Raw genomic sequence first — 14,958 nt, 5'->3', positions numbered from 1 at the left:
GGCCTCGTTCTTTCTTTTCGCCGAATGCGGATGTCCGCCAGCGCTGCAGTAGATCCACGCCATGCGTGGATGGGGGTTATCCCAACGCCAACAACTGCGGCTGCAAGGCGCTGAAAATACGCGCCAGCCGCTCCGCCCATGCATGCTGCCCGGCGGCATCGGCGATCAGGTCCTGGCGGATTTCCAGTTCCACATGCACCAGGCCGCGACCTTCGCCATGCACGGGCACCGCGTAGTCGCTGCTGCTGTTGACCGAATACGGTTCGTTGTCGCCCACCGCCAGGTCGCCTTCATCGCGCAGTGCCTGCAGCAAGGCGTGGGCAAAGCGTGTGTCCTGGTGGTACAGCACGCCGGCGTGCCAGGGGCGCTGCATGCCGTTCATCACCGGGGTGAAGCTGTGCATCATCACCAGCAGCGTCGGCCGTCCCGTATCGCGGCGCGCATCCAGTTCGGCATCGATGCGTGCATGGTAGGGCGCGTGGATCGCATCGATGCGCTGCTGCCGCTGCGCGGGCGACAGCCCGGCATTGCCCGGCACCAGGGTGTGGTCGCTGACCTCGGGAATCAGCGTGGGCGAAACCAACGGCCGGTTGCAGTCGATCAGCAGCCGCGAATAGGTCTGCTCGATCGCCCACGCATCCAGCCGCTCGGCCAATGCACGGGTGGTGCCGCCGATGCCGATGTCCCAGCCGATATGCCGGTCCAGTTCGGCCTGCGGCAATCCAAGGTCGGCCAGTGCACGCGGCACCTGCTGGCCGGCATGGTCGGCCAGCAGCAGGAACGGTGAGGCGCCCTGCGCACGGTGCACGCTGAAGATCGCCGGATCGTCGGCGCCCAGCAGTGCCTGCAGCATGTGCAGGCCGGCGTCAGCCACGGGGCCGGCCGTCCAGGTGGTGCTCGATCATCCACAGGCCGGCCCACAGCTTGGCATCGGCTTCATAGCCTTCGGCCATTTTCTGCACCAGCCAGGCGGCCGCCTGCGTGCGCGGCACTTCATGCACGGTGATGTCCTCGCTCTCGTCGCCGCCGCCTTCGCCGATGCGACGCAGGCCGGTGGCACGCACGAAGGCGATCTTCTCGCTGCTGGCACCGGAGGAGGTGGGGCCGATCATCAGCACTTCGGCGTGCTCGGCGGTCCAGCCGGTTTCCTCTTCCAGCTCGCGTACAGCGGAAACTTCGATGGACTCGCCCGCATCGATGTCGCCGACCAGCCCGGCCGGCATCTCGATGGTCGACGCCTGCAGCGGCACGCGGAACTGCTCGACGAACAGCACCTTGTCCTCGGGGGTGACGGCAATGATGATTGCGGCCAGGCCGCCGGCGTGGGTGCGTTCGCTGTATTCCCAGCTGCCACGCACGACCATGCGCTGGTACTTGCCTTCGTAGACGACACGCGGTGCTTCGGTGTTGCGCTGGCTCATGCGGGCTCGCTGGAAGTAGGGACGGGGTCGGAAATGCCGGCGGCACTGAACAGCCGGCGGCGGGTCATGGGGCCGAAGCGCAGGGTCTGGCACAGGCCGCCGAGCACCTCTGGATCGGCCGCCTGGCGCGGCATGCCGGGCTGGCAACCTTCCAAGGGTGCGTCCAGGGCGATGGTGGTCAGCTGGCGCCAGAGCTGGGCGTGCTCGCGCTGCTCGCGCAGGCGCACGGCCATCTGCGCCGCGCCGCGCAGGCGCAGGAACGGCACTTCGTCCAGGCGTTCGTACAGCACGTCCATGCTGCCGAAATGGGCCAGCAGCACGGCCGCCGACTTGGCGCCGACACCGCTGATGCCCGGAATGTTGTCGACCGCATCGCCGCACAGCGCCAGGTAATCGGCGATCTGGTGCGCGTGTACGCCGTGCCGGGCCTTGACCCCGGCCACGTCCCAGCGCTGGTTGCGTGCGTAATCCCATTGCTCGTCATGGTCGAGCAGCAGCTGCGACAGGTCCTTGTCGGCGGAAATGATCACGCCGCGATGGCTGCTGCGGTGGCCATGCAGGGCGCTGCCGATCAGGTCGTCGGCTTCGTAATCATGGTGGGCAAGCACCGCCAGGCCGAGCGCTGCGCACAACGCCTTGCAGTGCACGAACTGACGCTTGAGCGCTTCTGGCGCCGGGTCCCGATTGGCCTTGTAGGCCGGGTACAGGCGGTGGCGGAAGCCGCTGTCCAGTGCTTCGTCGAAGGCGATGGCGATGTGCCGGGGGCGTTCGCGCTCCAGCAGGTCCAGCAGGAAACGGGCGAAGCCGTGCACGGCGTTGGTCGGCCAGCCCTGGCTGTCCTGGAATTCGTCCGGCAGCGAATGCCAGGCGCGGAACACGTAGATGCTGGCGTCGACCAGGTACAGCGGCGGCGGTATCGCCACGGGAATCACGGCGTTCACTGGCCGGTCCAGTCCTGCAGCAGGGCCGCGGCATCGGGGCGCTCGCGCTCGGGGACTTCGGCCTTGGGCGTGCCGATGTGGATGAAGCCGGCAATGCCTTCGCCCTCGGCCAGCCCCAGGTGGGCGTGCACGGCAGGATCGAAGGCCATCCATGCGGTCAGCCACTGCGCGCCGAAGCCCAGCGCCTGTGCCGCCTGCAACAGAGCAAAGCACACACAGCCGGCGGTCATCAGCTGTTCCTGTGCCGGTACCTTCGGGTCCGGGCGGGGGCTGGCCACCACCACGATCACCAGCGGTGCATGGCTGAAGCGCTGGCGGTCCTTCTCGAACACGGCGTCGCCGGCATGCGGGTCGCGCTCACGGCTGCGCGCGGCCAGGAAGTCGCCCAGAGTGTGACGCGCATCGCCGGCGATCTTCAGGAAGCGGAACGGTACGCGCTTGCCGTGGTCGGGCACGCGGACCGCCGAGGTCAGCATCCGCTGCAGGGTGGCCGGGTCCGGTCCGGGCTCGCCCAGTTGCCGCGAGGGCACCGAGCGGCGGGCATCCAGGGCAAGCAGGGCGGCAGGGTCGGGCATGGAGTCTGAACCGGTCATCACGGGTCGCTGATTATAGTCGGGGAGGTAGATGACGCCGTTTGTGTCGCGTCAGACCCCTGAATAGCAAACTGTGATGAACATCATGCCACTGGCGGATCACGGAGCCCCGCTTCCCCTCGCCTCGCAGGCCCCGCACGGCTTACGATACGTAATATTGCCGGGCCGCCGTTCATGAGGTTTGAAGTGAGGACTGTTTCACTGTCCGCGATGGGCTGGGCGGCCTACCATCGAAGGACCGGTGCATGGGGTGTACCGGCCGTCGCGATGTCCATGATGTCTGTCGCACCAGAGAAGGTGGGGAGCCTTCCCGAATGATGAGCGCGCCCACTCCGATGGGATCGCCGGGCCGTGACCCGGCCCAGCTCCAGCTTGCCCGGGACATCGTCCTGCCGGCGTTGTGCCAGGCCTTTGGCGCGGCACTGGCCCGCTTCGACGATGCCCTGTTCGACCGTGCCGGCAATGCCGGCTCGTCGCAGTTGCTGTTCCTGGACGCGATGCGCGAGCTGCGCCGCCGCCGTGAAGAGATCGCCGGTGCTTTTGCCGCCCATCTCGGCCATGCCTGGGCCGGCCTGGCGGCGGGCGAGCCCGTCTCTGCCGAGCTGACCCTGGCCGGGCAGGCCCAGGATGGCCTGAGCCTGGTGCCGGAACATGTACTGGAATCACGGCTGGCGGTGCGCAACTTCGCCACCGTGCTGCTGCGCGACTTCAAGCCGGTGCTGGCGCGGCTCGACCGCCGCCTGGGCTGGCTGGGCGGCGGTATCGAACTCGACGCTGACCGCAACCCGATCAGCCCCGAGCATCTGGGCGTGGCCATCCACGAAGCCTTCGCCGGCTGCGAGCTGGCCCCGGAAGTACACCTGGTGCTGATCAAGCTGTGCGAGCGCGACCTGCGCGCGCCGGTGGGCCGCATCTACGAGAAGCTGGACGAGCACCTGGCTGCGGCCGGGGTGATGTCGCAGATGGGTGCGCCGCGCCGACCACTGGCGCCGGCCCCGGCGCAGCACGTTCCGCATGGCCTGGATGATCTGGTCGAGCAGCGCACGGCGCCGGGCGTTGACAACGAATTCAATGACGACGAACAGGCCGCGCCGGCCTGGGCGCAGCGATTTGCCGCGCGCTGGTCGGAGCGTCGTGGCCACATGCAGCAACATGCTGGTGGCGAAGAGAGCCCGTCCGGTGAAGCCTATTCCGGCCAGCAGGGCATGCTGCTGGAAGCCCTGCACGAACTGCTGCAGCAGACCCGCCACGTGCGCGACGACGCAACCTCTGCGGCGCAGGTCGCGGTCGGCCAGCATCGCCCGTTGAGCCAGCGCGAAATGATGTCGGTGCTGTCGCTGCTGCAGGCCACGCCCAGTGCGACCCTGCGTGCGGCGATCGGCGAGGACGGCGAATCGTTGGCGCAGCGGCTGAAGAGCGAAGTGCTGTCCAGCGCTACCCGGCTGGGCGTCGACCCGGGCCAGACCCGGCTGGACGCGCAGGACGAGGATGCGATCGACCTGGTCGGCATGCTGTTCGACGTGATGCTCGATGAGCGCGAACTGGAAGGCCGCTCGCGTGAGCTGATCGGCCGCCTGGTGGTTCCGTTCGTGAAGGTGGCGATGCTGGACCGCCGCATGTTCGTGCAGAAGACCCATCCGGCGCGCAAGCTGCTCAATTCGCTGGCCGAAGCCTGCGAGGGCAACACCGGCGAAAGCCAGGCCGAACGCATGCTGATGGCCAAGGTGGAGGAGATCATCGAGCGGCTGGTCGCCGAGTTCAACGAGAACCTGGCGATCTTCCTGACCCTGGAAGAAGAATTCCGCGATTTCCTGGTACAGCACCGCCGTCGCGTGGAAATCGCCGAGCGGCGGGCCGCCGAGACCCAGCGCGGCCAGGAAAAGCTGGAAATGGCCCGCACCCGTGCCGGTGCCGAACTGGATCGCCGCATCGGCGATGCCACCCTGCCGCCGGCCATCGCCGAGTTCCTGCGCCAGCCCTGGCAGCACCATCTGACCCTGGCGCTGCTGCGCGAGGGCGAGGAGGGTGCCTCGGTGGCCGAGGCGCTGACCCTGGCTGACGGCCTGCTTGAGGAAGTGGCCGAGGCCCGCCGGCAGATCGTCGGCAAGCCGTGGCTGCAGGCCTGGCAGCCGATGCTGGCCAAGGTGTTTGCCAGCGTCGGCGTGCATGGCGACGCAGCCACCGCAGCCATCGATGCGCTGCACGACACATTGCAGGGCATCGCCGAATCGCGACCGGAGCTGCAGCGCGCGTTGCCGGAGCTGCCGCAGGTGGTGCTGCCCGCGCCGCCGGCACCGGAAACGCCGGCAGTGGAACTGGGCGGTACCTTCAATACCGACGATTTCGACAATGCCGATGCCGACCGCTTCCGCCGGATGGAGATCGGCAACTGGCTGGACTTCGTCGACAAGGATGGCAAGGTGCAGGCGGGCAAACTGTCCTGGATCAGCCCGATTTCCTCGCGCCTGCTGTTCGTCAACCGTCGTGGCGTGCGCTTCTGCGTGGCCTCACCCGAGGAACTGGCGGTGATGGTGCGGCTGGGTCGCCTGCGTCCCCACATCGACGATGGCGCCTTCGACAGCGCCATGCAGGGCGTGCTCGACCGCCTCGACCCGGGTGGTGCGACGCTGCACTGAGCCACGTACGCCTGCTAGGATCGGACCCACTCACCGATCAGCGGGAATCTGCATGGCCGTGGCGTTGCTGGGGATCAAGGAGACCGCGCCGGGCGAACGACGCGTTGCGCTCACGCCGGAAACGGCGCGCAAGCTCGGTGCGCTGGGCATCACCGTGTGGTACCAGCCCGGTGCGGGCCAGGCCGCCGGTTTCACCGATGCCGCCTACGACGACGCAGGTGCCCGCGCCTTCGACGCCGCCCGTTGGGCCGAGATCGACATCCTGCTGTGCGTGCAGGCGCCACCGGCCGAGGTGCTGGCCCAGCTGAAGCCGGGCGCCAGTGTGGTCGGCCTGCTGACCCCGGCGGCCGACCCTGCGTTGGCCGCATTGGCTTCGGATGACCGCCTGCACCTGTTCCCGCTGCAGCAGTTGCCGCGCACCACGCGCGCGCAGGCGATGGACGTACTCAGTTCGCAGGCCGGCATGGCCGGCTACAAGGCGGCATTGATTGCTGCCGAACGCGCGCCGCGCTTCTTCCCGATGCTGACCACGGCGGCCGGTACCGTGCGTCCAGCCAAGGTGCTGGTGATCGGCGCCGGTGTCGCCGGCCTGCAGGCCATTGCCACCTCACGCCGCCTGGGTGCGCAGGTGGAGGGCTTCGACGTGCGCCCGGAAACCCGCGAACAGATCCAGTCGCTTGGTGCGCGCTTCCTCGACCTGGGGGTGAGCGCGGTAGGCGAGGGCGGTTATGCGCGGGCGCTGACCGATGAAGAGCGTGGTGAACAGCAGCGCCGTCTTGGCGACCACCTGCGCAGCGTGGACGTGGTGATCTGCACTGCCGCGGTGCCGGGACGTCAGGCGCCGACGATCGTCACCGCCGCGATGGTCGAAGGCATGGCTGCCGGCAGCGTGATCGTCGATCTGGCCGCCGAGAGCGGTGGCAACTGCGCGTTGACCGAGCCCGGCCAATGCATCGAGCACCAGGGCGTGACCATCGATGGCCCGCTGGGCCTGGCCAGCCGGGGTGCAACCCAGGCCAGCGAGATGTATGCGCGCAACCTGATGAACTTCGTCGCCCTGTTCGTGCGCGACGGCCAGCTGGGCTTCGACTGGGAAGATGAGCTGTTGGCGAAAACGCGCTGGCAGGCGTAAGCCGGTAGCGCCGGGCCATGCCCGGCGGGTGCAGCGACATCCGGTGAACCCGCGGGCATGGCCCGGCGGTCCGCCTTCGATGGCGGGTTACCGCGGCTTCGCCGGCGGCGGGTTGTCCCGCACCCATTCCCTGCGTTCGTCTGCGGTCATCTGCGACCAGCGCTCGCGCATGGCATCGCGCTGGGCCGGGCTGAGGTCACGCATCTGGCCGAACAACGCCCGGGCCTGCTCGCGCTGTTCCGGGCTCATGTGCTCGAAGCGGCGCAGGCCGCGGCGGGCCTTGTCGCGCTCTTCCGGGCTCATCGACTGCCAGCGCTGGCCGTGCGACAGCATGCGCTGGCGCTGCGCGGGATCGGCGCCGTTCCAGCGGTCACGCAACGGGGCCAACAGCGCTTCGCGCTGGGCCGGGCTCAGCTGTTCCCAGTTCGGCAGCGGCGCGGCAGCAGGTGCCGGCCGCGCGGCAGGCACCGGCGCGGTGGCCTGCGCCAGTGCCGATGCAGCGGGCAGCAGGGTCAGGGCGATCAGCAGGGGCAGGGAGGGGTATCGCAGCATGGTTCACTCCATCGCCAGGTCGTTGTCGCCCAGCCACAGGTACAGATCGGGATTCTCGTCGTACAGCACGCCATTGTCTTCTTCCGCAGCGACGATCGGCGTGCTGATCGCGCCCTGATGATCGCCCGGGCCGACGAACTGGACGCCGATGCCCAGCGCGATCACCAGCGAACAGGCGCTGGCCAGCCACCAGCGCCAGCGACCGGCGTGCGCCGCACCGGCGCTGTGACGGGCACTGCGCAGGCGTGCCAGGGTGGCCGGCGACAGCGCCTGCAGCGACTGCGCGTGCAGGCTGCGCAGGGCGTCATCGGAAGGCAGGGGGCGGTTCACGGGTGCATCTCCAGTTGATTCTGCAGCGCCTGTCGGGCGCGCGCCAGATGGGTCTTTACCGCGCCTTCGCTGCAGCCCATGGCGCGGGCGGTGGTGGCCCCGTCCAGGTCCTGCAGCACGCGCAGGGTGAATGCCTCGCGCTGGCGGGCGGGCAGGTCGCGCAGTGCCTGCACCAGCTGCTGGTACTGCTGGCGCTGCTCGTGCGCCTGCGAAGGGTCCGGTGCGGGGTCGGCCCAGTCGATCTCGCCGCCATCGGCATCCTGGTTGTCGCGCCAGAACGGCAGGCGGAAACGGCGGCGGCGCTGCAGGTCGATCACGCGCCGGCGCAGGATGCTCCAGAACAACGGCGCCCACTCGGCGGCCGGCTTGTCGGCATAGTCCAGCATGCGCAGCAGCGCGTCCTGCACCGCATCCAGCGCGTCATCACGCTGGCGCAGGCCGGCCTCGGCGAAGCGGAAGGCGCGCGGCCCGACGCTGGCCAGGAACGCTTCCAGCGAGGCCGGAACGGCGTCGGCATCGGTGGTTGAGGGGACAGGGCTGCTCACCAGCACAGGGTACGGTTCCTCGGCAGGGGTCACCATCGACAACGCGTGAGCGCGGCCGTGGTTGACCGGGACGCGCGCAGGGTTCAGCCCATGGTTATGATGGGGCGACGAAGACAGAGCAGGAGCGTTGCCGGTGAGTGACGGGTTCGTGGCGCTGTACATCTTCATGCTGGCCGCCATTGCCGGCCACGTGATCATTTCCCGGGTCCCGGTGATCCTGCATACCCCGTTGATGTCGGGCTCCAACTTCATCCATGGCATCGTGCTGATCGGCGCGATGGTGGTGCTGGGGCACGCACAGACGCCGTTGGAGAAGGTGCTGGGGTTCCTTGCCGTGGTGCTCGGCGCCGGCAACGCCGCCGGCGGCTATGTGGTCACCGCGCGCATGCTGGAAATGTTCAAGCCGAGCGTGCGCAAGGCCGGCAACGATGAACCGAAGGAGCCGCAGGCTTGAACATCAGCACCGTCGAACTGCTCGATTGGCTGGTCAAGGCCAGCTACCTGGTCGCCGCCACCCTGTTCCTGCTCGGCCTGCAGCGCATGGCCTCGCCGATGACCGCAAGCAGCGGTATCCGCTGGGCGGGGCTGGGCATGTTGCTGGCCACGGTGGCGACCTTCTTCCTGCCCGAACTGCACAACGTGCCGCTGATCCTGGTGGCACTGCTGCTGGGGGCCGGCCTCGCCTGGTGGTCGGCGGGCAAGGTCGCCGTCACCGACATGCCGCAGATGGTCGCGCTGTACAACGGCATGGGCGGCGGCTCGGCGGCCGCCATCGGTGCGGTGGAACTGCTGCGCTATGCCTTCCTGGCCAACCGCGATACCACCCACTGGAGTGCGCAGGCGCTGGCCGATCTGGCCGCGCGGCAGCCGTCCGGCACGGTGCTGGTGCTGGCGGTGGTGGGCGCGGCGATCGGTGCGGTGTCGCTGTCCGGCTCGGTGATCGCCTGGGCCAAACTCGATGGCCGCCTCGACAAGCGCGTGACCTGGCCGGGCCAGCAGGTGATGAACCTGCTGGTGGCGCTGGCCGTGGTGGTGCTGGGCATCATCGCCGCCAGCACGCTCAGCACCTGGGCGATCGTCGCCTTCTTCGTGCTGGCACTGGCGCTGGGCGTGTTGATGACGTTGCCGATCGGTGGCGCCGACATGCCGGTGGTGATCTCGCTGTACAACGCGTTCACCGGCCTGGCGGTGTCGTTCGAAGGCTACGTGCTGGGCAACGAGGCGCTGATCATCGCCGGCATGATGGTCGGTGCGGCCGGCATCCTGCTGACCCGGTTGATGGCCAAGGCCATGAACCGGCCGATCCGCAACGTGCTGTTCTCCAACTTCGGTGGTGGCGCCGGTGGTGAGGCGCAGGCGATTTCCGGTTCGCAGAAGCCCATCGAAGCGGCCGACGTGGCGGCGATGATGGGCTTTGCCGAACGCGTGGTGATCGTGCCCGGCTATGGCATGGCCGTGGCCCAGGCCCAGCACAAGATCTGGGAGCTGGCGCAGCGGCTGATCACGCGCGGGGTGAAGGTCAAGTTCGCCATCCACCCGGTAGCCGGGCGCATGCCCGGGCACATGAACGTGCTGCTGGCCGAAGCGGGGGTGCCGTACGACCTGATCGCGGACATGGACGACATCAATCCCGAGTTCGCCACCACCGACGTGGTGCTGGTGATCGGCGCCAACGACGTGGTCAACCCGGTGGCGCGCACCGATCCGGCCAGTCCGATCTACGGCATGCCGGTACTGGACGTGGTCAATGCCCGCAACGTGGTGGTGATCAAGCGGGGCAAGGGCACCGGCTTTGCCGGTATCGAGAATGCGCTGTTCTATGCCGACAACACCCGCATGCTGTACGGCGATGGTGCCGAGGCAGCGGCGTCGCTGGTCAGCGAGCTGAAGGCGCTCGACGGCGGGCATTGAGGGTTGGGGTCGGATCCCTTTCCGCAGGAAAGGGCTCTGACCCCGGATCCAACCACCCCATCCACGCATGGCGTGGATCTACCAGGGCATCACCGGCGCGATCAACGCGCCAGCCAGGCGCCTACGGCGACGCTCACCGCCAGCCACAGCCATTCGATCACGCCATTGGCCAGGGTGATCAGCGTCCAGGCCAGGTGCGGGCCCATCCGCAGCGAGGCGTCCCAGGGGTTCAGGCCCATCGAGCCGCCCATCCAGGCACTGGCGATCGCCCAGTTCGAGATCGCGGCCACCAGCAGCGTGCCCAGCACGACCAGGGCGATGCGCAGCTTGCCGGGACCGAGCGTGCCCAGACGCAGCATGAACACCAGTTCCAGGGCGGTCAGTACCGCCATCCAGCCGACCGGACGGCCGGTGAACAGGGCGATCAGCATCCAGGCGAGGGGGGCGGTGGCCAGCGCCAGCAACAACATGAAGGGCCAGAGCCAGGTAACGGTCCTGGCGCGTGCGGCATTGGAGGACATCGAAGCTCCTGAAGGTCGCCCACAGGATACTGTGGTTTGCCGCAGTGCACCGGCGAGGGCGGGGCGCCTACGCTAGAATGACCGCTTGCGTGGCTTATGCCGCAGCCCCATATCGGTCCCCATGTATTCCCGTAGCAGCGAACCTGTCCACTTCGAACGCGATTGCGAGGCCGTGATGGTCCCGCAGGGCGACACCGTGACCTTGCCCGCCGGCAGCTATGGGTACATCACCCAGGCGCTGGGGGGCAGTTATTCGGTGTTCGTCGAGGGCAATCTGTTCCGCATCGCCGGCAAGGATGGCGATGCCATCGGCAAGGAAGCGCCGGCACCGCTGGAACTGCCCGACGATGCCAGCGACGAGCAGGTCGAACAACTGGTCTGGCAGCAGCTGCGCACCTGTTTCGACCCGGAAATTCCGGTCAACATCGTCGAACTGGGCCTGGTCTACGAGGTGGAGATCAAGCACCTCGACGAAGGGCAGCGCGAGATCGACGTGAAGATGACCCTGACCGCGCCTGCGTGCGGCATGGGCGACATCCTGGTCGACGACGTGCGCAGCAAGCTTGAAATGATCCCGACGGTGGCCGAGGCCGACGTCGAGCTGGTCTTCGACCCGCCGTGGAACCAGCACATGATGTCCGAGGCCGCACGGCTCGAAACCGGCATGCTTTGACCCACGGCCCGCAGTGACGCGGGCCCGGCATTACCCGCAACCAGAACAGGAAATCTCCGGTGTCCCAGTCCATTCCCAGCTTCGCCGTCACCCGTTCGGACCACCCGCGCAGCGCTGAAGAGCGCGCCCAGATCCTGGAGAAGCCGGGCTTCGGCCTGCACTTCACCGACCACATGGTGGAAGTGCGCTGGGACAAGGATGCCGGCTGGCACAACGCCAACGTGCGCGCCTACGGTCCGTTGCAGCTGGACCCGGCCGCGGCCGTGCTGCACTACGGCCAGGAGATCTTCGAAGGCATCAAGGCCTACCGCCATGCCGATGGTTCGATCTGGACCTTCCGCCCCGATGCCAACGGCCGCCGCCTGCAGCGTTCGGCGCAGCGCCTGGCGCTGCCGGAACTGCCGGTGGAGATCTTCGTCGAATCGCTGAAGCAGATGATCGCCGTCGACAGCGCCTGGGTGCCGTCGGCCGATGAGTCGAGCCTGTATTTCCGTCCGTTCATGATCGGCGATGAAGCGTTCCTTGGCGTGCGCGGCGCGCACAAGGCCGGTTACTACGTCATCGCCAGCCCGGCTGGCCCGTACTTCGCCAAGGGCGTCGCCCCGGTGTCGATCTGGCTGTCCACCGAGTACGCGCGTGCGGCCAAGGGCGGTACCGGTGCGGCCAAGTGCGGTGGCAACTACGCCGCGTCGCTGTTGCCGCAGCAGAAGGCGCAGGCACAGGGCTGCTCGCAGGTGCTGTTCCTGGACCCGGTCGAAGGCAAGTACCTGGAAGAACTGGGCGGCATGAACGTGTTCCTGGTCTACAAGGACGGCACGCTGGTCACGCCGGAACTGTCCGGCAGCATCCTCGAGGGCATCACCCGCGAGAGCATCCTGCAGCTGGCCCGCGACCGCGGCATGAAGGTCGAAGAGCGCAAGGTCACCATCGATGAGTGGAAGCAGGGCGTGACCTCCGGCGAGATCGCCGAAGTGTTCGCCTGCGGTACCGCTGCGGTGGTCACCCCGATCGGCCAGCTGAAGGGCGAAGGCTTCTCGGTGGGCGACATCAATGCGCCGGCCGGCGAAGTGACCATGTCACTGCGCAAGGAACTGACCGACATCCAGTACGGTCGCCTGCCGGACCGCCACGGCTGGCTGGTCAAGCTGGGCTGATCGCCCACGCGAACGCGTAGCGCCGGGCCATGCCCGGTGACTTTTCGGAAAGCCCGTCCCCGCGACGGGCTTTCTGCGTTTCAGGCGTACGTCCGCCGGGCATGGCCCGGCGCTACCAGGATCAACGGCTCCCGCCAGCGCGCGGCGATGCCCGGCGAATGTACGCGTACCACGGTAGCGCCGGGCCATGCCCGGCGGCTGTTCGCCGATGTCGGCAAAGACATGGCGGGACAGGACATTCCGCAGTCAGGTACGTGCAGCTGACGCGAAAGTTCCTTCACCTTCACAAACCCTCGACCCGGAAAGTCTCAGATCCAACATTTCATCTTGCTGAAAAGACGCTGAAAATCTTGTGGTGTCCGGTTTGAGCCACTAGCGTCATCAACACAGCGGATGGTCAGGGGAATCCGCTGGCTCGCCGGACCCGAACCTCGCCATCGCAAGCCAGCCCACGGTTCAGGCCGGTGCTTCTGCCGATTCCGGCATTCCTACCATTAGAAGGGAAATCCGATGTCCCAGGTAACGCAACCGCGTGTGCGTCGTGTGTGGGTGGTCCTTGGTGCGTCCGTCCTGTCATCGCTGCTGCTGGCCACGCCTGCGCTGGCCGGTGATGTCCAGCTCAGCGGCCTGCAGTCCGCGCCGACCCACCAGCGCTTCATCGTGAAGTACCGCGACGGCAGTGCGCCGGTGGCCAACACCACCGCGCTGGCCTCTTCGCTGAAGACGGCCGCTGCCGGCATCGCCAGCAGCCAGGGCCGCGCGCTGGGCCTGCAGCAGGTCCGCAGGCTTGCCGTCGGCTCCACCGTGGTCAGGACCGACCGTGCGCTGGACCAGGCCGAATCCGAGCTGCTGATGCGCAAGCTGGCCGCCGACCCGAACGTCGAATACGTCGAAGTCGACCAGATCATGCGCGCGACGCTGACCCCCAACGACACCCGTTTCAGCGAGCAATGGGGCTTCGGTACATCCAACGCCTCGATCAACGTGCGTCCGGCCTGGGACAAGGCCACCGGCACCGGTGTGGTCGTGGCGGTGATCGATACCGGCATCACCAACCATGCCGACCTCAACGCCAACATCCTGCCCGGCTATGACTTCATCAGCGACGCGGCGATGGCGCGCGATGGCGGTGGCCGTGACAGCAATCCGAACGATGAGGGTGACTGGTACGGCGCCAACGAGTGCGGCTCGGGCATTCCGGCCTCCAACTCCAGCTGGCATGGCACCCACGTGGCCGGCACGGTCGCTGCGGTGACCAACAACAGCACCGGCGTGGCCGGTACCGCCTTCAACGCCAAGGTCGTGCCGGTGCGCGTGCTCGGCAAGTGCGGCGGCTACACCTCCGACATCGCCGACGCGATCGTCTGGGCCTCCGGTGGCACGGTCAGCGGTGTGCCGGCCAACGCCAACCCGGCCGAGGTCATCAACATGTCGCTGGGCGGCGGCGGCAGCTGCTCGACCACTTACCAGAACGCGATCAACGGCGCGGTCGGCCGCGGCACCACCGTGGTGGTCGCTGCCGGCAACAGCAACACCAACGTCTCCAGCGCGGTACCGGCCAACTGCCCGAACGTGATCGCCGTGGCGGCCACCACCTCGGCGGGTGCGCGTGCCAGCTTCTCCAACTACGGCACCGGCATCGACATCTCCGCACCGGGCCAGAGCATCCTGTCCACCCTCAACAGCGGCACCACCACCCCGGGCAGCGCCAGCTATGCGTCCTACAACGGCACCTCGATGGCGGCACCGCATGTGGCGGGCGTGGTTGCACTGATGCAGTCGGTGGCACCGAGCCCGCTCAGCCCGGCGCAGGTGGAAAGCATCATCAAGAGCACCGCGCGTCCGCTGCCGGGTGCGTGCTCGGGTGGTTGCGGCGCCGGCATCATCGACGCCGATGCCGCGGTGACTGCCGCGATCAACGGCACCACGCCCAACCCGGGTGGCACCGTGCTGCAGAACAACGTGCCGGTTACCGGCCTCGGCGCAGCCAGCGGCGCATCGCTCAGCTATACCGTCAACGTCCCGGCTGGCAGCACGCAGCTGCGCGTGGCGATCAGTGGCGGCAGCGGTGATGCCGACCTGTACCTGCGCCAGGGCAGTGCCCCGACCGACACCGTCTACACCTGCCGCCCGTACCTGAGCGGCAACAACGAGACCTGCACCGTCAACAGCCCCACCGCCGGTACCTGGTACGTGCGGGTGAAGGCCTACAGCACCTTCTCGGGCGTGACCGTCAACGCCCAGTACTGAGCCCAAGCCCCTCTCCATGGGCACGCCCCGGCCTCGGCCGGGGTGTTTTTTTTAGGGGCGGCGAAGCGGAGAAAGCAATGTGCAGCAGTGCATTTGCTCTTGCTCTGCCCTTGACCTTGCTGGCCGCGCGCGATGATCTGTCAGGAGGGGGTGATCCCCCCGACGCAGGACCGTTGGCGCCATGGGCCCGAGGCATGCCTCGGGCGGGTTGGGCAGGACGCCCAACCCCGGTCTTGCCGTGTGCGCAGGACAGCGCACACGAGCAAGGCGCCATCGAGCCCCCAGGGATGGGTTTATGG

Annotated in this window: 15 protein-coding genes; 7 read left to right on the top strand and 8 right to left on the bottom strand. The window is 67.9% G+C overall.

From position 1 onward, the window contains the following. Nucleotides 1-76 precede the first annotated feature (76 nt). From AC1DCU_RS19605 to AC1DCU_RS19590, 4 genes are read right to left on the bottom strand one after another with little or no spacing between them, the layout of a single operon-like run. Nucleotides 77-874, bottom strand: coding sequence for an N-formylglutamate amidohydrolase (locus tag AC1DCU_RS19605; protein WP_032977480.1), 798 nt, complete (start codon nt 872-874; stop codon nt 77-79). Then, nucleotides 867-1,421 (bottom strand): NUDIX hydrolase, encoded by a 555-nt coding sequence (locus AC1DCU_RS19600; RefSeq protein WP_025877960.1) that lies wholly within the window; start codon nt 1,419-1,421, stop codon nt 867-869. The genes AC1DCU_RS19605 and AC1DCU_RS19600 overlap by 8 nt, the downstream gene beginning before the upstream one ends. Next, nucleotides 1,418-2,374, bottom strand: coding sequence for a 5'-3' exonuclease (locus tag AC1DCU_RS19595; RefSeq protein WP_442252038.1), 957 nt, complete (start codon nt 2,372-2,374; stop codon nt 1,418-1,420). The genes AC1DCU_RS19600 and AC1DCU_RS19595 overlap by 4 nt, the downstream gene beginning before the upstream one ends. Continuing rightward, complete coding sequence (locus AC1DCU_RS19590) at nt 2,359-2,937, bottom strand: nitroreductase family protein (RefSeq protein ID WP_025877963.1); 579 nt, start codon at nt 2,935-2,937, stop codon at nt 2,359-2,361. Before AC1DCU_RS19590 ends, AC1DCU_RS19595 begins: the two co-directional genes overlap by 16 nt. A gap of 332 nt (nt 2,938-3,269) precedes the next feature. Here AC1DCU_RS19590 and AC1DCU_RS19585 point away from each other — a divergent pair, with 332 nt between their 5' ends. Then, nucleotides 3,270-5,591 (top strand): DUF1631 domain-containing protein, encoded by a 2,322-nt coding sequence (locus tag AC1DCU_RS19585; protein ID WP_140224692.1) that lies wholly within the window; start codon nt 3,270-3,272, stop codon nt 5,589-5,591. A 52-nt stretch (nt 5,592-5,643) separates the two neighbouring features. Beyond that, a complete protein-coding gene (locus AC1DCU_RS19580; RefSeq protein WP_279208899.1) occupies nt 5,644-6,723 on the top strand; it encodes an NAD(P) transhydrogenase subunit alpha in 1,080 nt (359 codons plus the stop codon). 87 nt (nt 6,724-6,810) lie between these two features. Here the strand turns inward: AC1DCU_RS19580 and AC1DCU_RS19575 are convergent, their stop codons facing one another. The 3 genes from AC1DCU_RS19575 to AC1DCU_RS19565 are packed head-to-tail and all read right to left on the bottom strand — an operon-like array spanning nt 6,811 to nt 8,186. Then, nucleotides 6,811-7,275, bottom strand: a complete 465-nt coding sequence (locus AC1DCU_RS19575; protein ID WP_032977476.1) for a DUF3106 domain-containing protein — start codon at nt 7,273-7,275, stop codon at nt 6,811-6,813. Between the two features lie 3 nt (nt 7,276-7,278). Continuing rightward, nucleotides 7,279-7,605, bottom strand: coding sequence for a hypothetical protein (locus tag AC1DCU_RS19570; RefSeq protein ID WP_025877968.1), 327 nt, complete (start codon nt 7,603-7,605; stop codon nt 7,279-7,281). Further along, nucleotides 7,602-8,186, bottom strand: a complete 585-nt coding sequence (locus AC1DCU_RS19565) for an RNA polymerase sigma factor (protein WP_080149966.1) — start codon at nt 8,184-8,186, stop codon at nt 7,602-7,604. The genes AC1DCU_RS19570 and AC1DCU_RS19565 overlap by 4 nt, the downstream gene beginning before the upstream one ends. Nucleotides 8,187-8,283: 97 nt before the next feature. Between AC1DCU_RS19565 and AC1DCU_RS19560 the strand changes: the two genes are divergently transcribed. Beyond that, complete coding sequence (locus tag AC1DCU_RS19560) at nt 8,284-8,604, top strand: NAD(P) transhydrogenase subunit alpha part 2 (RefSeq protein ID WP_025877970.1); 321 nt, start codon at nt 8,284-8,286, stop codon at nt 8,602-8,604. Continuing rightward, entirely contained in the window at nt 8,601-10,061 is a 1,461-nt protein-coding gene (locus AC1DCU_RS19555) for an NAD(P)(+) transhydrogenase (Re/Si-specific) subunit beta (RefSeq protein ID WP_025877971.1), read from the top strand. The genes AC1DCU_RS19560 and AC1DCU_RS19555 overlap by 4 nt, the downstream gene beginning before the upstream one ends. A gap of 101 nt (nt 10,062-10,162) precedes the next feature. On the opposite strand, the gene AC1DCU_RS19550 is transcribed toward AC1DCU_RS19555, so the two are convergent. Next, nucleotides 10,163-10,582 (bottom strand): hypothetical protein, encoded by a 420-nt coding sequence (locus AC1DCU_RS19550; RefSeq protein ID WP_442252036.1) that lies wholly within the window; start codon nt 10,580-10,582, stop codon nt 10,163-10,165. Nucleotides 10,583-10,703: 121 nt separating this feature from the next. Between AC1DCU_RS19550 and sufT the strand changes: the two genes are divergently transcribed. From sufT to AC1DCU_RS19535, 3 genes are all read left to right on the top strand, one after another. After that, entirely contained in the window at nt 10,704-11,255 is a 552-nt protein-coding gene (gene sufT, locus AC1DCU_RS19545; protein ID WP_025877975.1) for a putative Fe-S cluster assembly protein SufT, read from the top strand. 59 nt (nt 11,256-11,314) lie between these two features. Further along, complete coding sequence (locus AC1DCU_RS19540; RefSeq protein WP_025877977.1) at nt 11,315-12,409, top strand: branched-chain amino acid aminotransferase; 1,095 nt, start codon at nt 11,315-11,317, stop codon at nt 12,407-12,409. 510 nt (nt 12,410-12,919) lie between these two features. Next, nucleotides 12,920-14,659, top strand: a complete 1,740-nt coding sequence (locus tag AC1DCU_RS19535; protein ID WP_032977471.1) for a S8 family peptidase — start codon at nt 12,920-12,922, stop codon at nt 14,657-14,659. Nucleotides 14,660-14,958: the final 299 nt, after the last annotated feature.

The organism is Stenotrophomonas sp. 10L48 (assembly GCF_056395105.1).
This window is presented reverse-complemented; position numbering and strand designations above follow the sequence as displayed.

What these genes read in the sequence shown, in the direction of transcription:
- AC1DCU_RS19600 (WP_025877960.1), bottom strand. Translation starts at nt 1,421, where the DNA reads ATGAGCCAGCGCAACACCGAAGCACCGCGTGTCGTCTACGAAGGCAAG.
- AC1DCU_RS19590 (WP_025877963.1), bottom strand. Translation starts at nt 2,937, where the DNA reads ATGCCCGACCCTGCCGCCCTGCTTGCCCTGGATGCCCGCCGCTCGGTG.
- AC1DCU_RS19585 (WP_140224692.1), top strand. Translation starts at nt 3,270, where the DNA reads ATGATGAGCGCGCCCACTCCGATGGGATCGCCGGGCCGTGACCCGGCC.
- AC1DCU_RS19580 (WP_279208899.1), top strand. Translation starts at nt 5,644, where the DNA reads ATGGCCGTGGCGTTGCTGGGGATCAAGGAGACCGCGCCGGGCGAACGA.
- AC1DCU_RS19575 (WP_032977476.1), bottom strand. Translation starts at nt 7,275, where the DNA reads ATGCTGCGATACCCCTCCCTGCCCCTGCTGATCGCCCTGACCCTGCTG.
- AC1DCU_RS19565 (WP_080149966.1), bottom strand. Translation starts at nt 8,186, where the DNA reads ATGGTGACCCCTGCCGAGGAACCGTACCCTGTGCTGGTGAGCAGCCCT.
- AC1DCU_RS19550 (WP_442252036.1), bottom strand. Translation starts at nt 10,582, where the DNA reads ATGTCCTCCAATGCCGCACGCGCCAGGACCGTTACCTGGCTCTGGCCC.
- sufT (WP_025877975.1), top strand. Translation starts at nt 10,704, where the DNA reads ATGTATTCCCGTAGCAGCGAACCTGTCCACTTCGAACGCGATTGCGAG.
- AC1DCU_RS19535 (WP_032977471.1), top strand. Translation starts at nt 12,920, where the DNA reads ATGTCCCAGGTAACGCAACCGCGTGTGCGTCGTGTGTGGGTGGTCCTT.